Genomic DNA, 21,916 nt, shown 5'->3' on the forward strand with positions numbered 1-21,916 from the left:
GATTGGCAGATCTGTTCCATCGCTCGGGCGTAAAACCGCAGGTGAGTGGGGGCCGCCCCTGGAACAGATCTGCCAATCACCGAGCCCCTTGACCGGCCTCAGCCGGAGCGGGCCGGCTCGCCGACCGCCGGGAAGCTGGCGCGGCTGAGGCCGAGGGTGCGCAGGAGCAGGCCGTCTCGGAAGCGGTCGGGGAGGATGCGCAGGAAGGACAGGGCTCGGGCGTCCTGGCCGATCAGGTAGCGGGTGGCCGGGCGGCGGGCGGTGATCGCCTTGGTCAGGGTCCGGGCCGCCTTTTCGACCGGCGTGGCCTTCTGCTTCGCGGCGGCCGCCTGGGCCTGGCCGAGCGCCTTCACGTAGCTCTGCCGGGCCTCGGGCTCGCCGGTCCAGCCGTCGTCGGCGGCGGACTTCTCCGCCTTGTGGAAGATCTCCGTCTCCAGGGCGCCGGGTTCGACGAGTACGACGTCCACGCCGAGGAACTTCAGCTCCAGGCGCAGGGTGTCGTTGAGGGAGGCGAGGGCCGCCTTCGAAGCGGCGACCGGGCCGAAGAAGGGCACGGCCGTGCGGGCGGTCACCGCGCCGACGTTGACGACGCGGCCGCCGGCCTGGCGGAGGGCGGGCAGGAAGGCCTGGGTGACGGCGATCTGTCCGAGGACGTTGATCTCGAACTGGCGGCGCAGTGCGTGCGGGGGGACGAGTTCCAGGGGGCCCTGCACGATGACGCCGGCGTTGTTGACCAGGGCGTCCAGGCCGTGGTCGGCGAGGACGGGGGCGACGGTGGCGGCGGCCGCGTGGATCGAGTCGGGGTCGGTGACGTCCAGGACGACGGGGACGACCGAGGCGAGGCCGATGGGCAGTTGGTCGAGGGCGTCGGGGGTGCGGACGGCGGCGATCACCCGCCAGCCGGCGTTCGACAGCTTCTTGATCGTCTCGGTGCCGAGACCGCCGGACGCGCCCGTGACGAGGGCGGTGGGGGCGGTGGCGGCGGACGAGGTGGGGCTCATGGGTGCCTCCGGGGGTGTGAGGGGGCCTGACGCGGCAGAGGTGCCGGATGCGGGGCGGGGTGGGTCATTCGTCCTCCACCAGGTGCATCAGCCCCGCCGGGAACCGCTCCCCCGCGAAGGCGCCCGGCGGCGCGACCGCCTCGATACGGGCCAGGTCGGCGGGGGTGAGGTCGACATGCAGGGCCGCCGCGTTCTCCTCGAAGTCGCGGCGGGTCTGGCTGCCGGGGATGGGGACGACGCCCTGGGCGAGCAGCCAGGCCAGGGCGAGCTGTGCGGTGCTGCACCCCTTCTCCAGGGCGATCTCGCCGAGGCGGGCGACGATCGCGCCGTTGACCGCGAGGTTGTCCGGCTCGAAGCGCGGCAGGAAGCGGCGCAGGTCGTCGGTGGCCAGGTCCTCGTCGGTGAGGATCTGGCCGCCGAGCAGCCCCCGGCTGAGCGGTCCCCAGGAGACGAAGCCGATGCCGAGTTCCCGGCAGGTGGGCAGGATCTTGTCCTCGACGCCACGGCTGGCCAGCGAGTACTCGGTCTGGAGGACGGAGACGGGGTGGACCGCGTGGGCGCGGCGGACGGTCTCGGCGCCGGCCTCCGAGAGGCCGATGAAGCGCGCCTTGCCGGCCCGCACGATCTCCGACAGCGCGCCCACCGACTCCTCGACCGGCACGCGCGGGTCGATGCGGTGCAGGTAGTAGAGGTCGACGTGGTCCGTGCCGAGGCGGGTCAGGCTCGCGTCGATCGCCTTGTGGAGGTGGGCCGGTGAGCCGTCGAGCTCCACGCCGGTCGGGGTGCGGATCATGCCGCCCTTGGTGGCCAGCACGACCTTGTCCCGCAGTCCGCCGGCGCCGCGCAGCGCCTTGCCGACGATCTGCTCGGACACTCCGTCGCCGTACATGTCGGCGGTGTCGATGAAGTCGACGCCGAGTTCCACGGCGCGGTGGATCGTGGCGATGGATTCCGGGTCGTTCCGGTCGCCGTAGAATTCGGCCATTCCCATGCAGCCGAGCCCGAGCGCGGACACTTCGAGGCCCTTCGCGAGTTCGCGACGCGGCACATCCATTTGCTACTCCAGTCGTCTCGGAAGAAGCCGAATTCCCGGCTTTTCAGCACATGGGCCCCGGCTTTTCAGCGTATGAGCGAGAACGTGCGGGCACAATGGTGGAAAAACTAATAGCAGTACCGCCACCAGCGGCCCGTCAGCGCCTGACCAGATGAAAGAGCCAGGTCAGAGCGGCTGCACCGGACAGTGCGGCACCCAGCACGCACACCGCGGTCCACCCGGAAGCGGAATACGCGAGAGCGGCTCCTGAGGCACCCACGGCGCCGCCCAGGAAATATCCGGTCATGTAGACCGACGTGACTCGGCCACGAATTTCCGGGGGAACCTGGTAGATCGCTCCCTGATTGGCGATGTGCGCGCCCTGGACCGCGAAGTCCAGGGTGAATGTGGCGAGGACGAGAAATGTCAGGGACGTTTTTCCGAGGGCGGCCGGGAGAAAGGACAGGCACACCCCGGCGAGCAGGATGCCGGTGAGGGGCGTGCCGCGTCCGCGGTCGGTGGCCCGGCCGGCCAGCCCCGCGGCGACGACCCCGCCGACGCCGACGAGGCTGAGCAGCCCCACCGCACCGGCGCCGTACCCGTACTCGGGTCCGGCGAGCAGGAACGGCAGCGGGGTCCAGAACGCGGTGAACGCGGCGAAGCACAGGGCGCCGTACAGGGTGCGGCGGCGCAGCGTACGGTGGGCGGCGACCAGGCCGGGCAGGGAGCGCAGCAGCGCCCCGTAGCCGAGGCCGGTCACCAGGGGCGGAGCGGCGCCGGCCCGGGGCAGCCGGCCGCGCAGGACCAGCACCAGGAGGCCGGCGCAGGTCGCGGCACCGTAGTACACGGGCCGCCAGCCGGTGCGGTCGCCGACGACGCCGGACAGGAAGCGGATCAGCAGTGAGCCGACGAGGACCCCGCTCATCACGGTGGCGACCACCCGGCCGCGCTGGTCCTCGGGTGCCAGGGACGCGGCGAACGGGACCATCACCATCACCGCGACCGAGGCGAGGCCGATCAGGGCGGCCGCCGCGTAGAGGACGCCGATGCCCGGTGCCGTGGCGGCGAGCAGCAGCGCGGCCGTCTCCGCGGTGAGGAGCGTGAGGATGAGCCTGCGCCGGTCGAGGAGGTCGCCGAGCGGGACGACGAGGACCAGGCCGAGGGCGTACGCGGCCTGCGTCGCCACCACCAGGAGGCTCGCGGCGAGATGGGAGCGGTCCAGGTCGGCGGCGATGGTGTCCAGGAGCGGCAGGGCGAGGTAGAGGTTGCCGACGGTGAGGCCGCTGGCGAGCGCCAGCAGCCGGACCGGGGTGCGGGGGACGGGGGCGGCGTGCCGCCGGGGCGAGTCGGGGCGTACGGACGAGGCCATTCGGGGCGTCCGGGCCGTCAGCCGACGGCGAGCGGCAGGGACTCCACGCCGCGCAGGGTCAGCCGGGGGCGGAAGACGACCGTGTCCGCGCCGACCGGGCAGTGCAGCCGGGGGAAGCGGCGCAGGAGGGTCGAGAAGGCGATCTGGGCCTCCATGCGGGCGAGGGAGGCGCCGAGGCAGTAGTGGATGCCGGAGCTGAAGGACAGGACGGGGGCGTCGCCCCGGGCCACGTCGAAGCGGTCGGGGTCGGGGAAGCGGCGGGGGTCGCGGTGGGCGGCGCCGACGAGGGCGACGACGGAGGAGCCCTCGGGGATGACCGTGCCGGCGATCTCGACGGGTGAGTCGGTGACGCGGTTGCCGAGCTGGGTGGGGCTGTCGTAGCGGAGCATCTCCTCCACCGCGCCCGGTATCAGGTCGGGTTGGGCGCGCAGGCGGTCCATCTGCTCGGGGTGGCGCAGGAGGGCGAGCATGCCGTTGCCGAGGAGGTTGGTGGTGGTCTCGAAGCCGGCGCCGAACAACAGGTTGCACATGCCGATGAGTTCGCCCTGGCTGAGCTGGTCGGCGCCGTCCTTGGCGGCGATGAGCGCGGAGAGGAGGTCGTCGTCGGGGTGCTTGCGGCGCTCCTCTACGAGTTCGCTGAAGTAGTCGTCGGTGAACTGGGCGCCCTTGTCGCAGGCGGCCAAGTCGTCGGGGGTCAGGCCGAGTTCGTAGATGTCCTGGAAGGCCCGCATGGGTTCCTGGAGGGAGGGGAGGTCGGCGTCGGGGATGCCGAGCATGCGGCCGGTGGCCATCGCCGGGAGCGGGAAGGCGAAGTCCCTCATGTAGTCGATGGTGCCGTCGTGTTCGAGCCGGTCGGCGAGGTTCTCGACCATGGCGGTGATCTGCGGGCGCATGGCCTGCACGGCCCGGTTGGTGAAGGCGAAGCCGGCCAGCTTGCGCAGCCGGGTGTGGTCCGGCGGGTTGGCCCACAGCATGATGTTCGGCAGCCGGCGCAGGGCCGCGTGCTCCTGCCACTCGTCCTTGCCGACCCAGGGGGCGAAGACCCGGTAGGGGTCCTTGAGGGCGTGCTGGCTGCGAAGAAAAGTGTTCACGTCGTCGTAACCCGTGACCACCCAGTGGCCGAGAGCGGTGCGATGTACTGGGGTCAGATCCCTGACGCGCTCATAGAGCGCATAGGGTTCGCGCAGGCCCTCGGGCGTGAGGAAGAGCTGGGCGAGCAGCTCATCCGCATCCGTTTCCATGAGGTGTCCTCTCTGTGTACTCGCTGACTCCCCCTCATGATTGAGCAGGATTTCCGGAAGAGGGAGAGTAGAGTCTCTGCTAGTGGTTTCCGCACCACGAATCCGATCCCACGGGGGCTTTTCATGGGAAATTTGAAGGATGAACATGGCCGGAAGGAGCTGGGGGACTTCCTCAGGTCCCGGCGCAGGAAAGCGGACCCGAAAAAGAGTGGACTGATTAATTCCGGAAACGAGGTGAGCAGGCGCCGAATTCAGGGGCTGCGCAGGGAGGAGGTCGCCCAGCTCTCGGGTGTGAGCCTCACCTGGTACACCTGGCTGGAGCAGGGGCGGGACATCAACGTCTCGCGGCAGGTCCTCGGCGGGATCGCCCGCGCCCTGTCGCTGGACGCCGTCGAGCGCAGCCATCTGTACCGGCTCGCGGGCGAGGTGCCGCCGGACACCGCGGGCGCCGGCGACGAGCAGGTCGCCGGACCCGAGATCCAGACCTTCATCGATCTGCTCGACCCGAACCCCGCCTATGTGATCACCCGGTGCTTCGACGTCGTCGCGTGGAACCGCGCGGAGGCCGCTCTCATGGGCGGCTTCGATCATCTGCCCGTCCATGAACGCAACGCGCTGTGGCTCATGTTCAACGCCCCCGAGGCCCGCGAGCTGCTGCCCGACTGGGAGCGCGAGGCGCGCTGGCTGGTGGCACTGCTGCGGGCCGAGTCCGCGCATGAGCTGGGCAGTCCGCGGTTCATCGAGGTGGTCAGCAGTCTGCGGAAGTCCAGCGAGCTGTTCAGCGAGTGGTGGACCTCTCATGACGTACAGGCGTTCGCCCCCTCGGTACGCCGTTTCAAGCACCCGGTCGTAGGAGAGCTGGAGCTCAACTACGTGAAACTCTCCGTGGAGGGCGGTCACGGGCTCAGCGTGGTCTCCCACTTCGCGACCGCGGGCTCGGAGACGGCACGGCGGCTGAGCACGCTGATCGCCTAGCTCCGGCCCCACGCTCAGGCGGTGAGCAGGTCCGCGGGGACCTCGTCCGGTCGGCCGATGACGCCCGACTGTTCGAGGGCCACCTCCCACAACCGCCGCCGCCCCGCCCTGTCCTGGGCGAACGGGTTCGGCTCGATACGCCGCCGCTCGTGGAAGTAGACGCCGCTCGCGTTCTCCAGCTGCGGATCGGTGACCAGGCGCACGATGTTGCGGGCGCCGAACCCCGTGCGATGCGGGGCCAGCACGAACGTGCTGCGCACCATCTTCGTGGCGCACATGCCCGGATGGAGACTGTTGGCCCGCACCCCGTCGGCCCGCAGGCGCTGCGCGTACTCGTTGGTGAAGGCGGTCAGCGCCAGCTTGGACTGCGCGTACGCGGCCATACGGTCCCAGCGCTCCGCCATCTGGAGATCGTCCCAGCGCAGTCGCCCCCACCCCTGGGCGACGGAGCTGACGTTGACGACGAGCGCGGGCGCGGAGCGGGCGAGCAGGCCCGACAGCCGCAGGGTCAGGGCGAACGGCGCGAGGAAGTTGACCTGCCACTCCAGCTGAAGGCCGTCCGCCGTGACCCGGCGGGTGCGGGCGCTGCGGTTGGGCGTGGCCACGCCGGCGTTGTTGATCAGGGCGTCGAGGCGGCCGTGCGCGGCCAGCACCTCGTCGGCCAGCGCGTGCACCCCCGCGCGCCGCGACAGATCGGCGACCAGCGAGCTCCCCCGGCCGGCGCCCGCCTCGCGCACCCCCGCGAGCGCCTTGGCCGTCCTGCGCGGATCACGGCCGTGCACCACCACGTGCCAGCCCTGTTCCGCGAGGAGCCGCGCGGTCGCCTCCCCCAGGCCGCTCGTGCTGCCGGTCACCAGAGCGACCCGTTCTGTGCTGGTCACGTCCTGCTCCTTCACGGCCGAATCGTCATCGGTAGTCGCGGGAATCACGAGATGCGCGAGATTCGCAAGACTCGCGAGATTCGCGCGTCAAACGGTTTTCTCCCAGTTTCACAGTCCCCGATCCGCGGCCGCCGGACAAGATTACTGAAACCACTAGTGCCAACGGCACCACCGTCCGGTCAAGTATTCGTTGACAATCAGACCGCCGGGTGTGGATTGTTGTGCAGCAGTGAAAGCCACGCCCCGGGGAGGCGATAATGGCAGAACAATCCATAGCACCTGTCATAGTCGAAACCGTTAAAGGCGGCATTCCGCTGGACCGGCTCGGCGTCACTTTGATGCATGAGCACGTCTTTGTCCTCAGTACGGAAATACAGGAGAACAATCCTCAGCTCTGGAATGAGCGGGCGCAGATCGACAGCGCCGTCGCCAAGCTGAACGCGGCCGCCGAGCGCGGTGTCGACACCGTCGTCGACCTCACCGTCCTCGGCCAGGGCCGCTATCTGCCCCGTATCAAGAAGGTGGCCGAGCGGGTCGCGCTCAACATCGTCGTGGCGACCGGCGTCTACACCTACAACGACGAGCCCCTGTACTTCGCCTTCCGCGGCCCGGGCCGGGTCTTCGAGGGCCCCGACCCGATGGTCGAGCTGTTCGTGCGCGACATCACCGAGGGCATCGGCGACACCGGAGTCAAGGCCGCCGTCCTCAAGTGCGCCACCGAGACCGAGCAGCTGCCCGAGGGCGTGGAACGCGTCCTGCGCGCCACCGCGCAGGCCCACCGCGAGACGGGCGCGCCGATCCAGACCCACAGCAACGCCCTGGTGCGCAACGGCCTGCTCCAGCAGAAGGTGTTCCGCGAGGAGGGCGTCGACCTCAGCCGGGTCGTCATCGGCCACTCCGGTGACAGCGACGACCTCGGCTATCTGCGCGAGCTGCTCGACGCCGGCTCGTTCCTCGGCATGGACCGCTTCGGCATGGAGTTCATCGCGCCGCTCGACCAGCGCGTGGAGACCGTCGCCCGACTGGTCCGCCTGGGGTACGCCGGACAGCTCGTCCTCTCCCACGACTGCCCGTGCTTCCTCGACTACCTCACCACCGACCAGCGCGAACTCGTCGCCCCCTCCTGGGAGTACACGCACATCCACGACGACGTGCTGCCCGCGCTGCGCAAGGCCGAGGTGAGCGACGAGGACCTCCGCACGATGCTCGTCGACAATCCGCGCCGCTTCTTCGCGGCCAACGCCCCCTACTGACCCCCACCTTGCAAGGAGGCTTCCGTGACGCACAGTCCCGTCGACCGTCCCGTCACCGCGCAAGGCCCCTGGGAAGAGCTCGGCGCACCCCTGTGCCTGGACACCCCCTGGGTGAAGGCCTGGGTCGAGCAGGTCCCGCCGGGCGGCACCCGCCCCCTGCACACCCACCGCAAGCCCTGGGCGACCGTCGTGCTCAGCGGCGCCAAGGTCCGCTCCCTCGGCCCCGGGGGCGAGATCCTCCGCGAGGGCGAACTCCCGGACGGTGTCGTCCTGTTCAACCCGGCGGACGAACCCCTGTGCCACCAGATGCACAACATCGGCGACACCGAACTGATCATGGTCGGGCTCCAGTGGGAGAGCGGCCCGGCGGGCACGGCGCAACCGGAGGCGTCATGAGCGCCGACGTGGTCGTCGTCGACTACGGCGGCGTGCTCACCAACCCCCTCGCGGAGACCTTCTGCGAGTTCGCCGCCCTGGCCGGCCTCGACACCACCGCCCTCGCCGAGGCGTTCCTCGCCGCCACCGAACGGCACGGCGAGACACCCATGGCGGCCCTGGAGACCGGCGCGATCAGTGAACGTCAGATGGCCGACCGCATCCTCGCCGAACTGCCGGCCGGGTCCGAACGGGTCCTGGACGGGCACGAGTTCGGAGAGCTGTGGTTCCGCGGGCGCCGCCCCAACCAGCGGTTCGTCGACTTCCTCCTGGACCTGCGCGCGGACGGCCACCGCCTCGCCCTGCTCACCAACAACGTGCGCGAATGGGAGCCGCGCTGGCGCGCCCAGCTCCCCGTCGACGAGCTCTTCGAGGTGGTCGTCGACTCGCACAAGGAAGGCGTGCGCAAGCCGGATCCCAAGATCTACCGGATCCTGCTGGACCGGCTGGCGGTCGCACCGCACCAGTGCCTGTTCGTCGACGACACCGAGGAGAACTGCGCCGCCGCGCGCGAACTCGGCATCCCTTCCGTGCTGTTCACGGACACGGACACCGCCGTACGCGAGGTGCTCACCCACCTGGAAGGCAACGCACCGGACTCCGAAGGGACTTCACCATGACCGAGGACATCCTGATCGTCGGCGCCGGCCCCACCGGGCTGACCGCCGCGTGCACCCTGCTGGGCCTCGGTGTGCCGTGCCGGGTCGTCGACCGGCGCGACGGGCCGGGCGGGGCGCCCAAGGCGCTGGTGCTGTGGAGCGGGGCGCTGGAGTGCCTGAACCGCATCGGTGCCGCGGGGGCCGTCGTCGACGCGGCGCTGCCGCTCGCGCGCGCCACCTACTGGTCGCGGAAGAAGCAGATCGGCGGGATGCGGTTCGGCGGCCTCGACGGCACCGCCTTCCGCCACCCGCTGTGCGCCCCGCAGCCCGTCACCGAGACCGCCCTGCACGACCGGCTGCACGCCCTCGGCGGAGAGGTCGAGTGGGAGACGGAGGCCGTCGGCGTCACCGTCGCCGGCGACAAGGCCACCGTGGCGCTGCGGACCGCCCAGGGCCGGGTCGAGCGCGGGACGTACCGGTATGTGGTCGGCGCGGACGGCACCCACAGCAGGATCCGGGAGCAGGTCGGCATCCCCTTCGAGGGGCACACCTACGACCGGGTGTTCCTGCTGGGCGACGGCCTGCTGGAGGGGCCCGCGCCCGAGGACGAGGCGCAGTACCACATCACCCCCGAGGGCGTGCTGGTCCTCGTACCGCTGCCGGACGGCGGGCACCGCGTCTTCTTCGACACCGCCGCCGACGACCGCACCCAGCCGCCGTCCGACCAGGAGCTCCAGGCCCTGCTGGACGAGCGCGGCCCGGGCGGGCTGGTGCTGCGGGAGACCTGGTGGTCCAACCGGTTCCAGGTGCACGCGAAGGTCGCCCCGGCGTTCCGGGCGGGCCCCGTCTTCATCGCCGGGGACGCCGCCCACGCACACAGCCCCGCGGGCGGCCAGGGCCTCAACACCGGGGTCCAGGACGGCTACGACATTGGCTGGAAGCTCGCCTCCGTGCTGCGCGGCGCCTCCGCCGACCTGCTCGACAGCTACGAGCCGGAGCGCCGCCCGGCCTCCGCGCAGGCGGTGCGCAACGCCGACCAGCAGACCCGGATGTGGCTGCTGCGCAACCCCATGGCCCGCGCCATGCGGGACGCCACCATGCAGTCGCTCTCCCGGCGGGGCCTGCTGGAGAAGCAGATGCTCCCGCAGCTCGCCCAGCTCGACCTCGACCACTCCGCCAGCCCCGCCGTCGCCGACCTCCTCGGCGCCACGGCGGTGCCCCGCGCGGTCCGGCTGGGGCGCCGCGTACCGGACCTGCCGCTGGTCCCGCAGCACGGCACGAAGGCGGACTCGCTCCACCAGTACCTCACCGCGGGCCGGCACACCGTGCTCGCGTACGGCGATCAGGCCGCCGGTGACATGGCCGTCCGGGCCGTGGCCGCGCTGCGGGGGCGCGGTGTGGACGACATCACGGACGTGCTGTGGGTCAAACCGGCGGGCGACAGCTCCGGGGCCGGACACGGTGGCGGCGCCGCCGATGCCCGCTGCGACACCGCGCGCGTGTCCGGCCCCGGGTTCGGCAAGGAGGACGGCACGCCCTGGCTCGTGCACATCCGCCCCGACGGCGCGGTCGGGGCCCGGGCCGGCATCCCGGGCGTCCTCGAACTCCTCGACCGCCTGCCTTCGCAACGGGCCGTCGCACCCGAGGCGGCCTGAGCCATGGACCGACACCCCTTCCCTGTCGGAAAGGACCCCCACCGACCATGACCCTGCCCGAGACACAGCCCACCGAGCTCGGCATCGAGGACCCGGCCGAGACCGTGCCGGACGCCGTGGCCGAGGCCGCCGCCCGGCTGCGCTACGACGCCACGGTCTCCCGCACCCTGGTCCACCGCACCTCCGTCGCCGAGGTGTTCGTCACCGACTCCACCGCGATCGGCGAGGAGACCTTCCTCGTCGCCGCCCAACTCCCGCGCGGCCACCTCATAGGCGAGAACGCGCCCCTGTACGACTACACCCTCCTCATCGAGGTGGTCCGGCAGGCCGGCGTCCTCGTCGCCCACGAACACCTCGACGTGGAACTGGGCTCCGCGTTCATCTTCCGCAGCCTCAATCTCCGTACGGTGGGCCTGACCCAGCTGCGGATCGGGGCCACGCCCGCCCATGTCCTGGTCACCATGACCGTCCACCCCCGGCGCAACAAGGCGGGCCGGGTCCAGGGCTTCACCTTCAGCGGGAACGTCGCCCTGGACGGCCATGTCGCGATGTCCGGCAACGGCGCCCTGCTCATCGTCTCCCAGCGCGCCTACCGCACCCTGCGGGCCAAGCGCCGCACCGCGGCCACCGACCTCGCCCTGCCCCGCTTCACCCCGGCCGCGCCCTCCGCCGTGGGCCGCAGCGAGGCCCGTAACGTCGTGATCACCGCGCCCGTGGTGGCGAGCGAGGCCCGGATGTCGGCCCAGCTCGTCCTGGACGCCAGCCATCCCCACATGTTCGACCACCCCCTCGACCACGTCCCCGGCCATCTCCAGATGGAGGCGGCCCGCCAGCTCGCCGTCGCCGCCGTGGCCCAACTGCACGGCCTGTCCCCGCACACGCTCACCATCTCCGCGATCGAGACCGAGTTCACCGACTACGCGGAGCTGGACCAGGTGACCGAACTGCGGGCGACCGTGGAGGGTTTCCGCCGCCAGGACGACCTGCGCACCCTCGCCGTACCCGTGGTGATCGACGTCCGGCAGGAAGGAGCGGTGACGACGACGATCCGGCTGGAAGTGGTGCAGTGGACGTGACCGGCCCGCCGTTGCAGCGGGTGCTCGTCACCGGTGCCACCGGTCTGCTCGGGGGCCATGTCGTACGGCAGCTGCTCGACGGCGGCAGCGCGGTGACGGCCGTGGTCCGGGACCCGGAGCGGGCCCGCGCCCTGCTCCCCGGGCACGGTCAACTCACCGTCCTCCAGGGGGACGTACGCGACCCGGGCGCCCTCGCCCCGCCCCTCCCGGGGCACACGGCGGTGATCCACACGGCCGCGTACTTCCGTGAGTACTACGCGCCGGGAGGGCACGACCCGGCACTGCTGACGGCCACGAACGTCGACGCCGTGACCGGCCTGCTGGACGCGGCGGCCACGGCCGGTGTCCCGGTCGTCGTGCACACCAGCTCCATCGGCACGCTCGGCACCCGCCCCGACGGGCGCCCCTCGGACGAGGACACCCCCGAGGGGCGCGGCACCCGCGCGAACGGCTACTACGCGAGCAAGCTCCGCTCGGAGGAGGCGGTGCGCGCCTTCGGCGCCGAGCGCGGGGTGCGGGTGCCGATCGTGCTCCCCGGCTGGATGTGGGGGCCCGGGGACGCCGGACCGACCTCCGCCGGGCGGCTGTTCGCCTCGGTGGCCCAGGGCCGGCTCGCCGCCGTCCCGCGCGCGGGCAACCACGTCGTGGACGCCCGTGACGTGGCCGAGGCCTGCGTACGGGCCGCCGCCAAGGGCGAGCACGCCCGCCGGTACATCGTGGCCGGCGACTGGGTCCCGCTCCCCGAGGTGTGCCGGCTCGCGGCGCGCGCTCTGGGGGTCACCCCGCCGCGCGAGGTCCCCGCCCGGCTCGCGCTGCTCATGGCCGCCCTGCTGGAGGCCGGAGGCAGGCTGCGGGGCGGTACGCCCACCGCGACGCGGGACGGCGTACGGGCCCTGCTGGAGGGCGACCGACGCCGGGTGACCTCCGCCCGGGCGGAGCGTGAACTCGGCGTGGAGTTCCGCCCGTTGGAACGGACCCTGCGGGACCAGGCCGACTGGTACCGCACCCACCACGACACCGTCCGCTGAGCCCCGGGGCCCGGGCGGTCACGTCCCCCGACCGCCCGGGCCCCGGCCTGCCTTCCCACCCTGCGAGGAGACCGACCCAGCCATGCCCAGACCCAGCAGCGAGATCAGCAGACGGGCCTTGATGACCGGAGTGTCCGCCCTGGCCGTCACCGAGGGCGTCCTCACCACGACGGACGCGAGCGCGACCCCCGCGCCCGCCGCGCCCACGGTGTCCGTCGGCCCCGGTGACGCGCGGTACGCGGAACTCGCCACCGGCGTGAACAAGCGGTGGACGGCCACGCCCGAATCCATCCGCCTCGTCGCCTCCACGGACCAGGTCGTCCAGGCGGTGACGGAGGCCGTCCGCACCGGAAAACGCGTATCGGTGCGCAGCGGCGGCCACTGCTACGCCGACTTCGTCCACCACCCCGACACGGACATCATCATCGACACGTCCCCGCTGAACGGGATCACCTACGACCCCGCCCGCAACGCCTTCACCATCGGCTCCGGAGCCCAACTGGGCCAGATCTACGAGGCGTTGTACAAAGGCTGGGGCGTGACGCTCCCCGGCGGCGCCTGCCTGACAGTGGGTATCGGCGGTCACGCGTGCGGGGGCGGATTCGGCCCGCTGACAAGGAAGTTCGGCCTGGTGGCGGATCACATCGAGGCCGTGGAGATGGTCGTGGTGGACGCCGGAGGACGAGTCCGTACGGTCCAGGCGTCCCGCTCCCCCTCCGACCCGCACCGCGACCTGTGGTGGGCCACCACGGGAGGCGGCGGCGGAAGCTTCGGCATCATCACCCGCTACTGGTTCCGCTCCCCCGACGCCACCGGAACCGCACCGGGCCTCCAACTCCCCACCCCGCCCCGCGAGGTGCTGGTCAGCCTGGCGGAGATCCCGTGGAGCCGGCTGGACGCCCCGTCGATGGCCCGCCTGGTCCGCAACTTCTGCGCCTGGCACGTGGACAACGGCGCCACCTCCTCCCCGTTCATCTCCCTCTCCGGCTATCTGCTGATGCGCCAGGGGGCGACGGGCGGCGTGGCCCTGTTCACGCAGGTCGACGGCACGGACCCGGACGCCGACCGGCTGCTCGCCCACTACACCGCGGCCCTCACCGCCGGGACCGGCCTCGCCGCCTCCTTCCCCTCCCGCCGCGTCCCGTGGCTGGCCTCGACGAAGCTGCTCGGCACCAGCAGCCCGGTCCTGCTGTACGACCACACGTTGCGCAGCGCGGTGAAGACGGCGTGGCTGAAGGGGAGTTTCACCGACGCCCAACTGGCGGTCATGTACCGCCACTTGACGCGCACGGACTACACGAACCCGAACGCCGTGATCTCCCTCAACGGCGGCGCGGGCCGCACGAACGACACCGCCCCCGGCGCCACGGCCATCCCGCACCGGGACGCGGCCCTGATCGCCCTCTACGAGAACTTCTGGATCGACCGGCGCGAGGACGACAAGCACCTCGCCTGGCTCCGGGACCTGTACCGGGAGTCGTTCCAGGACACGGGCGGCGTCCCCGTCCCGAACGACCTGACCGGCGGCTGCTACATCAACGACCCCGACCCCGACCTCTCGGACCCCGCCTGGAACACCTCGGGCGTGCCCTGGCACACCCTGTACTGGCGGGCGAACTACACCCGCCTCCAGCAGGTCAAGGCCCGCTACGACCCCACGGACTTCTTCCGCCACGCACAGTCGATACGGCTCCCGTAAGGCCGGGGACCGCTCACCCCGGCCAGACGATCGACTGCACCTCGCTGTAGGCGTGCAGCGCGTACGACCCGACGTCCCGCCCGACCCCGCTCTTCTTGAACCCCCCGAACGGAGCCTCCATGTTCCGCCCGACGGTGTTCACCCCGACCCCGCCGGCCCGCAGCCGCCGCGCCACCCGGAAGGCACGGGCGACATCGCCGGACCAGACGTAGTCGATGAGCCCGTAGTCGGTGTCACCGGCGAGCGCGATGCCCTCCTCCTCGTCGTCGAAGGGAACGACGGACACGACCGGCCCGAAGATCTCCTCCCGGACGACCCGCATCCCGCTGGTGCAGTCGACGAGGAGGGTGGGAGCGACGTAGAAACCATGCTCGTACGACGGCCGGGAGCCGCCCGCGACGACGACCGCGCCCTCCTTGCGCCCGAGTTCGACGTACGTCTCCACGCGTTCCCGGTGCGCGGCGGAGATCACCGGCCCGACGACGGTGTCCGCCTCGCGCGGATCCCCCACCTTCAGATGCCCGGCGTACGCGGTGAGCCCGTCCACGAGCCGCTGGTACACCCCGCGCTGCACGAGCACCCGGGTCGGCGCGGTGCAGATCTGCCCGCTGTAGAAGGAGAAGGTGGTGCCGATCCCGGAGACGGCGGAGGCGAGGTCGGCGTCGTCGAAGACGAGCGCGGCGCCTTTTCCGCCCAGCTCCATCAGCTGGCGTTTCATCCCGCGCCCGCACACCTCGCCGATGCGCTGTCCTACGGCGGTGGAGCCGGTGAAGGAGACCATGTCGACGTCGGGCGAGTCGACGGCGGCCTCCCCGACCTCGACGGACCGTCCGGAGACCACGTTGAGCACCCCCCGGGGCACCCCGGCGGCCTCCAGGGCCTCCGCCATCCGGAAGACGGACAGCGGGTCCTGCGGGGCGGGCTTCACGACGACCGTGTTGCCCATGGCGAGGGCGGGGGCGATCTTGCCGGCGGGGTTGGCCCAGGGGTTGTTGTACGAGGTGATGCAGGTGACGACGCCGACGGGCTGCCGTACGGCCAGGGCCCCCATGACCCCCGCCTTCCCCATCGGCCCGGCCTCGTTGATCTGCGGCGGGATCGCCCACTCGGCGGGCTCCACGCGCGCGTACCGCGCGAACCGGGCGGCACCGACCCCGACCTGCATGGCCCGCGCGGTGCCGGTCGTGGCGCCGGTCTCGGCCTGGGCGAGTCCGGCGTACTCCACGAACCGCGACCGGATGAGGTCGGCGGCCCGCGCGAGGATCGCGGCCCGCTCCTCGGGCGCGGTGCGCGACCAGGACCCGAAGGCCTCGCGGGCCGCGGCACAGGCCGCGTACACCTGATCCCGCGAGGCCTCCGGCGCCCACCCGACGAGTCCCTCGGTCGCCGGATCGACGACCTCGTAGTGCCCGCCCTCCGGCTCGACCCACGCACCGCCGACGAAGAGCCGCTGTTTGCGTTCCCGGGTCACTTCGTCGCCACCGTCCGCGTGTCCCGCCCCGACCGCAGCACCTTGCCCGGCACGGCCCCGCTCACCACGTCGTCGCGGATCGCCTCGACCCCGTTGACCCACACGGCCCGGATCCCGATCGCCTTGGAGTCCAGGCGTGGACTGTCACCCGGCAGGTCGTGCACCAGGGTGGCCGTGCCCGCGTCGATCCGCTCCGGGTCGAAGAGCACGAGGTCCGCATGGAAGCCCTCCTGGATCCGCCCGCGCTCCTTGAGCCCGAAGAGCCGGGCGGGATCGTCGGTGAGCATCCGCACGGCCTGCTCCAGGGTCGCCAGCTTCCGCCCGCGCAGGCAGTCGCCGATGAACCGGGTGGTGTACGGCGCCCCGCACATCCGGTCCAGATGCGCCCCCGCGTCCGACCCGCCGAGCATGACGTCCTCGTGCTGCCAGGTCTCGGCCCGCAGCGCCCAGGACGCGGGGTCGTTGTCGGTGGGCATCGGCCACAGCACCGTACGCAGATCGTCGGCGGCGCAGATCTCGACCAGGCACTGGAAGGCGTCCTGCCCCCGCTCCGCGGCGATGTCCCGCACGACCCGCCCGCTGAGCCCACGGTTCGCCTCGCTGTACGTGTCCCCGATGACGTACCGCCCGAAGTTCGCGAGCCGCCGGAAGACCCCGGCCTCCTTGGAATCGGCGCGCCGCAGCATCTCGGCCCGCACGTCCGCATCCCGCAGCTTGGCGATCCGCTCCGGGACGGGCAGCCCGAGGATCGGCCCCCATCCGGGAATGAGATTGAGCGCGCAGAACGTCCCCAGGGACATGTTCATCGGCGTGAGGATCGGCATGGTGAGCGCGACGATCCGCCCACCCGCCTTCCGCGCCTGCTCACTGGCGAACAGCTGCCGGGGCACCCGCTCCGGCACGGAGGCGTCGATGGTGAGCACATTCCAGTTCAGCGGCCGCCCCGCCGCCGCGCTCATCTCCACGAACAACTCGATCTCGGCATCACTGAACTGATCGAGACACCCGGCGACGATCGCCTCGATCTGCGTACCCTCATGCTCACCGACGGCCTTGGCGAGAGCGATGAGTTCAGCGGGCCGCGCATGCCGGGACGCGACGGGCTTCCCGTCCCCGTCGGAGTGCGTGGACGACTGAGTGGTGGAGAACCCCCAGGCCCCGGCGTCCATGGCCTCATGGAAGAGCCGGAGCATGGCGTCGAGTTGCTCGGGGCTCGGCTGCCCCCCTACCGCATCCGCCCCCATGACATACCGCCGCAGCGCACAATGCCCCACCATGAACCCGGCGTTGACCGCGATCCGCCCTTCAAGAGCGTCCAGATACTCCCCGAAGGAGCTCCAGCTCCAGGGCGTCCCTTCTTCGAGAGCGACCAGCGACATGCCCTCCACCTTGGACATCATCCGCCGGGTGTAGTCGGCGTCCTCGGGACGGGAGGGATTGAGCGGCGCGAGCGTGAACCCGCAGTTCCCGGCGGCGACGGTGGTGACACCGTGATTGAGGGAGGGGGTGGCGTAGGGGTCCCAGAAGAGCTGGGCGTCGTAGTGGGTGTGGGGGTCGACGAAGCCGGGGGCGAGGATGAGGCCGGTGGCGTCTTCGGTGGTGCGGGATTCCTCGGCGATCCGGCCTATGACGGCGATACGCCCGTCACGGATACCGACGTCGGCGGGGTAGGCAGGGGCGCCGGTCCCGTCGACAACGGTCGCCCCCTTGATGACGTGATCGAGCACGGGGCTCACCTCCTGATGCGCAGCGAGTTGACCTGCCTAGGGGCGCGGGGCTGTGTCAATTTGCGGCTACCGCCGCGTGAGCGCGACCAGCCCCCACGCACCCGCACACCGCAACGGCGCTCAAGAGGCCGCCCGGAACCGGGACGTCCGATGCACCGGATCCGTGTCGATCTTCGGAATCACGTGCTCCCCGATCAGCCGGATCGTCTGCAACGTCTCCTCCTTCGGCACCCCCACCGGCAGCCCGAAGCTCAGCTGATCCGCCCCGGCCTGCTCCCACCGCTTGCACTGCCGGACCACCTCATCGGGGTCCCCGCAGATCAACAGCTCTTCCTCGATGAGCAGTTCGACGAACTCCGGCGTGTACTCCGGCAGCGTCTCGGGCCACTCGGGGAACCCCTCGGGCCGCGGGAACGTGTCGTGGTACCGGAACACCAGCGAGGGCAGATAGTGCAGCCCCCCGTTGACGGCGATCTCGATCGCCTCGGCGTGCGTGGGCGCGCAGATGGCCGTCGTCGTCACCATGACGTTGTCGTTGACGAAGTCCCCGACCGGCTCGGCGTTCACGATCGCCGTCTTGTACTGCTCCAGCACCCACTCCATGTCGGACACCTTCTGGATGCTGAACCCGAGCACCCCGAGCCCCTTCTTCGCCGCCATGGAGTACGACGGCGGCGACCCGGCGGCGTACCACATCGCGGGGTGCGACTTCCCGTACGGCTTCGGCAGGACCTTCCGCGGCGGCAACTGCCAGTGCTTGCCCTGGAAGCCGACGTACTCGTCCTGGAGCCACATCTTGGGGAACTCGGCGATGGTCTCTTCCCAGATCTCCTTGGTGTAGTTCATGTCGGTCACGCCGGGTATGAACCCGAGGATCTCGTGCGACCCGGCCCCCCGCCCGCTCCCGAACTCGAAGCGTCCTTCGGAGAGATGGTCGAGCATGGCGACCTTCTCGGCGACCTTCACGGGGTGGTTGACCTGGGCGAGCGGGTTGAAGATCCCGGACCCGAGATGGATCCGTTCCGTCGCGTGCGCGAGGTACCCCAGGAAGACGTCGTTCGCGGAGAGGTGGGAGTACTCCTCCAGGAAGTGGTGCTCGGAGGCCCAGGCGTACTTGAACCCGGACTTGTCCGCCTGGATGACGTACTCGGTCTCCTCCATCAGCGCCTTGTGCTCCGCGAGCGGATCGGTCTCGGCGCGCTTGCCGACGTATCCCTGTACAAAGAGCCCGAATTCCAAGGCGGTTCACCGTCCCAAGTCCAGTTGGGTCTGCTGAGTGCTACGACTTTCTGACGTACCGTCAGAAAGGTCAATACCCGACGGGTCACTACCTGACGACCCGTCAGAAGACACTGACCCCCGCCAGCCATCCCCCGTCGATCACGAACGGCTGCCCGGTGATGTACGACGAGTCCTCGCACGTCAGGAAGAGCGCGAGCCGCGCCACCTCGTCCGGCCGGCCGATCCGCCCGAGCGGCACGAGCTTGCGGTACAGCTGGTCGATGGCCCGGCTCATCCCCTCCGCGTCCGCCCCGGGGTCCAGTTGGGCCGGGTTGGACATCGCGGTGTCGATGGCGCCGGGGCACAGGGCGTTGACGCGGATGCGCCGGCCGGCGAGTTCCAGGGCGGCGACCCGGGTGAGGCCGAGGACGGCGTGCTTGCTGGCGGCGTAGCTGCCGACGGCGGCCATGCCGGTCACACCCGTGTAGGAGGCGGTGTTGACGATGGTGCCGCCGTCCTCCATCACCGGCGCCACGGTCTTGATGCCGAGGAAGCAGCCGACCTGGTTGACCCGGACGACCTGCATGAACTCGTCGAGGGGCGTGTCGACGACGGAGTTGAAGCGCAGGATGCCGGCGTTGTTGACGAGGCCGTCGACGCGGCCGAAGGCGTTCTTGACGACGCGCACCGCGTCCCGCCACTGCTCCTCGTCGCCGACGTCGAGATGGACGTACCGCGCCCCGATCTCCCGTGCGAGCGACTCCCCTTGCTCATCGAGGACATCGGCGAGGACGACCTCCGCCCCCTCCTCCCTGAACAGCCGCGCCTCCTGCTCCCCCTGTCCGCGCGCCGCACCGGTGACGATGACGACGCGTCCGTCCAGCTTGCCCATCCGGCATCTCCTCAGAGGTGGGGCGCCACTTCGGTTCCGAAGGCCGCCATCTGGTCGGTGAGTTCGCTGCGGCCGCGGCTGCGGAAGCGAACCTGGAGCTGATCGACGCCCATCTCGCCGTACGCCCGCAGGGACGCGGCGAGTTGGTCGGCGCCGCCGGTGAGGGTGCGGCGGCCGACGTCCCAGGAGGGCTGTCCGATGTAGAGGGGCTCGGCGATGGCGCCGACGGTGAAGGGGCCTTCCCTGTCCTGACGCAGTTCGCGGATGCGGGCGATCTGCGCGGGCAGCCGGTCCCTCGGATCTCCCTGCGGCAGCCAGCCGTCCCCCTTGAGCGCCGCCCGGCGGACCGCGGCGGGCGAGGAGCCGCCGACCCAGAGGGGTACGCGGGGCTGGGCGGGGCGGGGACGCTGGCCGAGCCCCTCGAAGTCGTAGAGCTTGCCGTGGTGTTCGGGGAACTCCTCGGGCCCGAGGGCGGCGGTGAGCGCGTCGAGGCACTCGTCGAGCACCGCGCCCCGCTGCCGGAAGTCGACCCCCAACGCCTCGAACTCCTCCGGCACATGCCCGGCCCCGACCCCGAGAATCAGCCGCCCGCCGCTGAGACGGTCGAGCGTGGCGTACTGCTTGGCGGTGAGGAGGGGATGGCGGAGGCCGACGACCGCGACGTGACTGAGCAGCCGTACGCGCTCGGTCGCGGCGGCGAGGTAGGCGAGGGTGGCGACGGGGTCGTACCAGACCGTGCTCATCGCGGGGGCGAGGCGACGCGGGATGGCGACGTGGTCGCAGGTCGCGATGTAGGCGAAGCCGGCGCCGTCGGCGGTGCGGGCCACGGCGAGGAGGTCGTCGGGACCGGCGCCGGCCTCCCAGGGTTCGGCGTAGATCGTGCTCTGGGACTGGACGGGGAGCTGGATGCCGTACTCCATGCGCCTCTTGTCCGTGTGCGTCATGCGCCGCTCCACAGGCCGTCGGGGGTGAGCCCGAGGAGGTCGATGGCGTTGCCGCGGACGATCCGCTCGACGAGGTCGGGGGCGAGGTGGCCCATCTGGGCCTCGCCGACCTCCCTCGACTTCGGCCAAGTGGAGTCGGAGTGCGGGTAGTCGGTCTCGTAGAGGACGTTGCCGACGCCGATCGCGTCGAGGTTGCGGAGCCCGAACGCGTCGTCGAAGAAGCAGCCGTAGACATGCTCGGCGAAGATCTCGGACGGCGGCCGGTGCACCTTGTCGGCGACTCCGCCCCAGCCCCGGTTCTCCTCCCACACCACGTCGGCGCGTTCGAGGATGTACGGGATCCACCCGATCTGGCCCTCGGCGTACATCACCTTGAGGTTCGGGAAGCGCTCGAACTTGCCGCTCATCAGCCAGTCGACCATCGAGAAGCAGCAGTTGGCGAAGGTGATGGTGGAGCCGACGGCGGGCGGGGCGTCGGCGGAGGTGGAGGGCATCCGGCTGGACGAGCCGATGTGCATGGCGATGACGGTGCCGGTCTCGTCGCACGCGGCGAGGAAGGGGTCCCAGTCGTCGGTGTGGACGGAGGGCAGGCCCAGGTGCGGGGGTATCTCGGAGAAGGCGACGGCCCGGACGCCGCGCGCGGCGTTGCGGCGCACCTCCGCGGCGGCGAGTGAGGCGTCCCAGAGGGGAATGAGGGTGAGGGGTATGAGCCGCCCTTCGGCCTCCGGCCCGCACCACTCCTCCACCATCCAGTCGTTGTAGGCCTGGACGCACAGCAGGCCCAGCTCGCGGTCGCCCGCCTCGGTGAAGGTCTGCCCGCAGAAGCGGGGGAAGGTGGGGAAACAGAGGGCGGACTGGACGTGGTTGACGTCCATGTCGGCGAGGCGGGACGGGACGTCGTACGACCCCTGCCGCATCTGCTCGTACGTGATGACCTCAAGCTTGATCTCGTCCCTGCTGTAGCCGACGGCGGTGTCGAGGCGGGTGAGGGGCCGGTGCAGGTCCTCGTAGACCCACCAGTCGCCGATGGGGCCCTCTGCGGTGCCGGGGGTGCCCATCACGGGCTTGAACCGCCCGCCGAGGAAGGTCATTTCCTTGAGCGGCGCGCGGACTATGCGGGGCCCGGTGTCCAGGTACTTCTTCGGAAGCCGGTTCTGCCAGACGTCCGCCGGCTCCACGGTGTGGTCGTCGACGGAGATGATCAACGGAAAGGAGGGGGCGGGGGTGGAGGTGTCTGTGCCGCCCGTGGTCTCGGGGCTGTCCGTGGTCTCGGTCATGGCGCTCACGGTAGCGCCGATCTGACGACCCGTCAGCTACGGCGGCAGTGACCGCGTATGGGGCTTTGTGTGCGGAAGTGTGCGAAGAGCGCGTGCAGACCTTGTGACATACCGCGCGCCTACCTGTGATCAGCCTCTC

The 21,916-nt window shown here is 71.1% G+C and carries 19 protein-coding genes; 8 read left to right on the forward strand and 11 right to left on the reverse strand.

From position 1 onward, the window contains the following. Positions 1–98: 98 nt before the first annotated feature. The 4 genes from ABZ928_RS14740 to ABZ928_RS14755 form a co-directional block, all read right to left on the reverse strand. Positions 99–1,001, reverse strand: coding sequence for an SDR family NAD(P)-dependent oxidoreductase (locus ABZ928_RS14740; protein WP_361518184.1), 903 nt, complete (start codon positions 999–1,001; stop codon positions 99–101). A 64-nt stretch (positions 1,002–1,065) separates the two neighbouring features. Continuing rightward, on the reverse strand, positions 1,066–2,055 hold the full coding sequence (locus ABZ928_RS14745; RefSeq protein ID WP_361518186.1) for an aldo/keto reductase: 990 nt from the start codon (positions 2,053–2,055) through the stop codon (positions 1,066–1,068). A 136-nt stretch (positions 2,056–2,191) separates the two neighbouring features. Next, positions 2,192–3,403, reverse strand: a complete 1,212-nt coding sequence (locus tag ABZ928_RS14750) for an MFS transporter (RefSeq protein WP_361518187.1) — start codon at positions 3,401–3,403, stop codon at positions 2,192–2,194. A gap of 17 nt (positions 3,404–3,420) precedes the next feature. Further along, on the reverse strand, positions 3,421–4,644 hold the full coding sequence (locus ABZ928_RS14755; protein WP_361518189.1) for a cytochrome P450: 1,224 nt from the start codon (positions 4,642–4,644) through the stop codon (positions 3,421–3,423). 123 nt (positions 4,645–4,767) lie between these two features. On the opposite strand from ABZ928_RS14755, the gene ABZ928_RS14760 reads away from it, so the two are divergent. Then, entirely contained in the window at positions 4,768–5,619 is an 852-nt protein-coding gene (locus ABZ928_RS14760) for a helix-turn-helix transcriptional regulator (protein WP_361518191.1), read from the forward strand. Positions 5,620–5,633: 14 nt separating this feature from the next. Here the strand turns inward: ABZ928_RS14760 and ABZ928_RS14765 are convergent, their stop codons facing one another. Beyond that, complete coding sequence (locus ABZ928_RS14765) at positions 5,634–6,500, reverse strand: SDR family NAD(P)-dependent oxidoreductase (protein ID WP_361518193.1); 867 nt, start codon at positions 6,498–6,500, stop codon at positions 5,634–5,636. A 257-nt stretch (positions 6,501–6,757) separates the two neighbouring features. On the opposite strand from ABZ928_RS14765, the gene ABZ928_RS14770 reads away from it, so the two are divergent. The 7 genes from ABZ928_RS14770 to ABZ928_RS14800 all read left to right on the forward strand — a co-directional run bounded on the left by ABZ928_RS14770 (position 6,758) and on the right by ABZ928_RS14800 (position 14,245). Then, positions 6,758–7,753, forward strand: a complete 996-nt coding sequence (locus ABZ928_RS14770; RefSeq protein WP_361518195.1) for a phosphotriesterase-related protein — start codon at positions 6,758–6,760, stop codon at positions 7,751–7,753. A gap of 24 nt (positions 7,754–7,777) precedes the next feature. After that, positions 7,778–8,149 (forward strand): hypothetical protein, encoded by a 372-nt coding sequence (locus ABZ928_RS14775; protein WP_361518197.1) that lies wholly within the window; start codon positions 7,778–7,780, stop codon positions 8,147–8,149. Further along, positions 8,146–8,808 (forward strand): HAD family phosphatase, encoded by a 663-nt coding sequence (locus ABZ928_RS14780; RefSeq protein WP_361518199.1) that lies wholly within the window; start codon positions 8,146–8,148, stop codon positions 8,806–8,808. Before ABZ928_RS14775 ends, ABZ928_RS14780 begins: the two co-directional genes overlap by 4 nt. Next, positions 8,805–10,442, forward strand: a complete 1,638-nt coding sequence (locus tag ABZ928_RS14785; RefSeq protein ID WP_361518201.1) for an FAD-dependent monooxygenase — start codon at positions 8,805–8,807, stop codon at positions 10,440–10,442. The genes ABZ928_RS14780 and ABZ928_RS14785 overlap by 4 nt, the downstream gene beginning before the upstream one ends. 47 nt (positions 10,443–10,489) lie before the next feature. Next, a complete protein-coding gene (locus ABZ928_RS14790) occupies positions 10,490–11,518 on the forward strand; it encodes a ScbA/BarX family gamma-butyrolactone biosynthesis protein (protein WP_361518203.1) in 1,029 nt (342 codons plus the stop codon). Further along, positions 11,515–12,546 (forward strand): NAD-dependent epimerase/dehydratase family protein, encoded by a 1,032-nt coding sequence (locus ABZ928_RS14795; protein WP_361518205.1) that lies wholly within the window; start codon positions 11,515–11,517, stop codon positions 12,544–12,546. The genes ABZ928_RS14790 and ABZ928_RS14795 overlap by 4 nt, the downstream gene beginning before the upstream one ends. An 82-nt stretch (positions 12,547–12,628) precedes the next feature. After that, positions 12,629–14,245 carry an FAD-binding oxidoreductase gene (locus ABZ928_RS14800; RefSeq protein WP_361518207.1) on the forward strand — a complete coding sequence of 539 codons (1,617 nt, stop codon included), beginning with the start codon at positions 12,629–12,631 and terminating at the stop codon, positions 14,243–14,245. Positions 14,246–14,258: 13 nt separating this feature from the next. Here ABZ928_RS14800 and ABZ928_RS14805 read toward each other — a convergent pair whose 3' ends face one another. The 6 genes from ABZ928_RS14805 to ABZ928_RS14830 form a co-directional block, all read right to left on the reverse strand. Continuing rightward, a complete protein-coding gene (locus ABZ928_RS14805; RefSeq protein ID WP_361518209.1) occupies positions 14,259–15,716 on the reverse strand; it encodes an aldehyde dehydrogenase family protein in 1,458 nt (485 codons plus the stop codon). After that, positions 15,713–17,452, reverse strand: coding sequence for a D-aminoacylase (locus ABZ928_RS14810; RefSeq protein ID WP_361518211.1), 1,740 nt, complete (start codon positions 17,450–17,452; stop codon positions 15,713–15,715). Before ABZ928_RS14810 ends, ABZ928_RS14805 begins: the two co-directional genes overlap by 4 nt. A gap of 111 nt (positions 17,453–17,563) precedes the next feature. Next, a complete protein-coding gene (locus tag ABZ928_RS14815) occupies positions 17,564–18,682 on the reverse strand; it encodes an LLM class flavin-dependent oxidoreductase (protein ID WP_361518213.1) in 1,119 nt (372 codons plus the stop codon). A 103-nt stretch (positions 18,683–18,785) separates the two neighbouring features. Further along, positions 18,786–19,556: an SDR family oxidoreductase gene (locus tag ABZ928_RS14820; protein WP_361518215.1), complete on the reverse strand. Its 771-nt coding sequence runs from the start codon at positions 19,554–19,556 to the stop codon at positions 18,786–18,788. An 11-nt stretch (positions 19,557–19,567) separates the two neighbouring features. Then, positions 19,568–20,500 carry a TIGR03619 family F420-dependent LLM class oxidoreductase gene (locus ABZ928_RS14825; protein WP_361518216.1) on the reverse strand — a complete coding sequence of 311 codons (933 nt, stop codon included), beginning with the start codon at positions 20,498–20,500 and terminating at the stop codon, positions 19,568–19,570. After that, positions 20,497–21,777 (reverse strand): amidohydrolase family protein, encoded by a 1,281-nt coding sequence (locus ABZ928_RS14830; RefSeq protein ID WP_361518218.1) that lies wholly within the window; start codon positions 21,775–21,777, stop codon positions 20,497–20,499. The genes ABZ928_RS14825 and ABZ928_RS14830 overlap by 4 nt, the downstream gene beginning before the upstream one ends. Between the last annotated feature and the right edge of the window lie 139 nt (positions 21,778–21,916).

It is taken from the genome of Streptomyces sp. NPDC046909 (assembly GCF_040644695.1).
Lineage (GTDB): Bacteria > Actinomycetota > Actinomycetes > Streptomycetales > Streptomycetaceae > Streptomyces.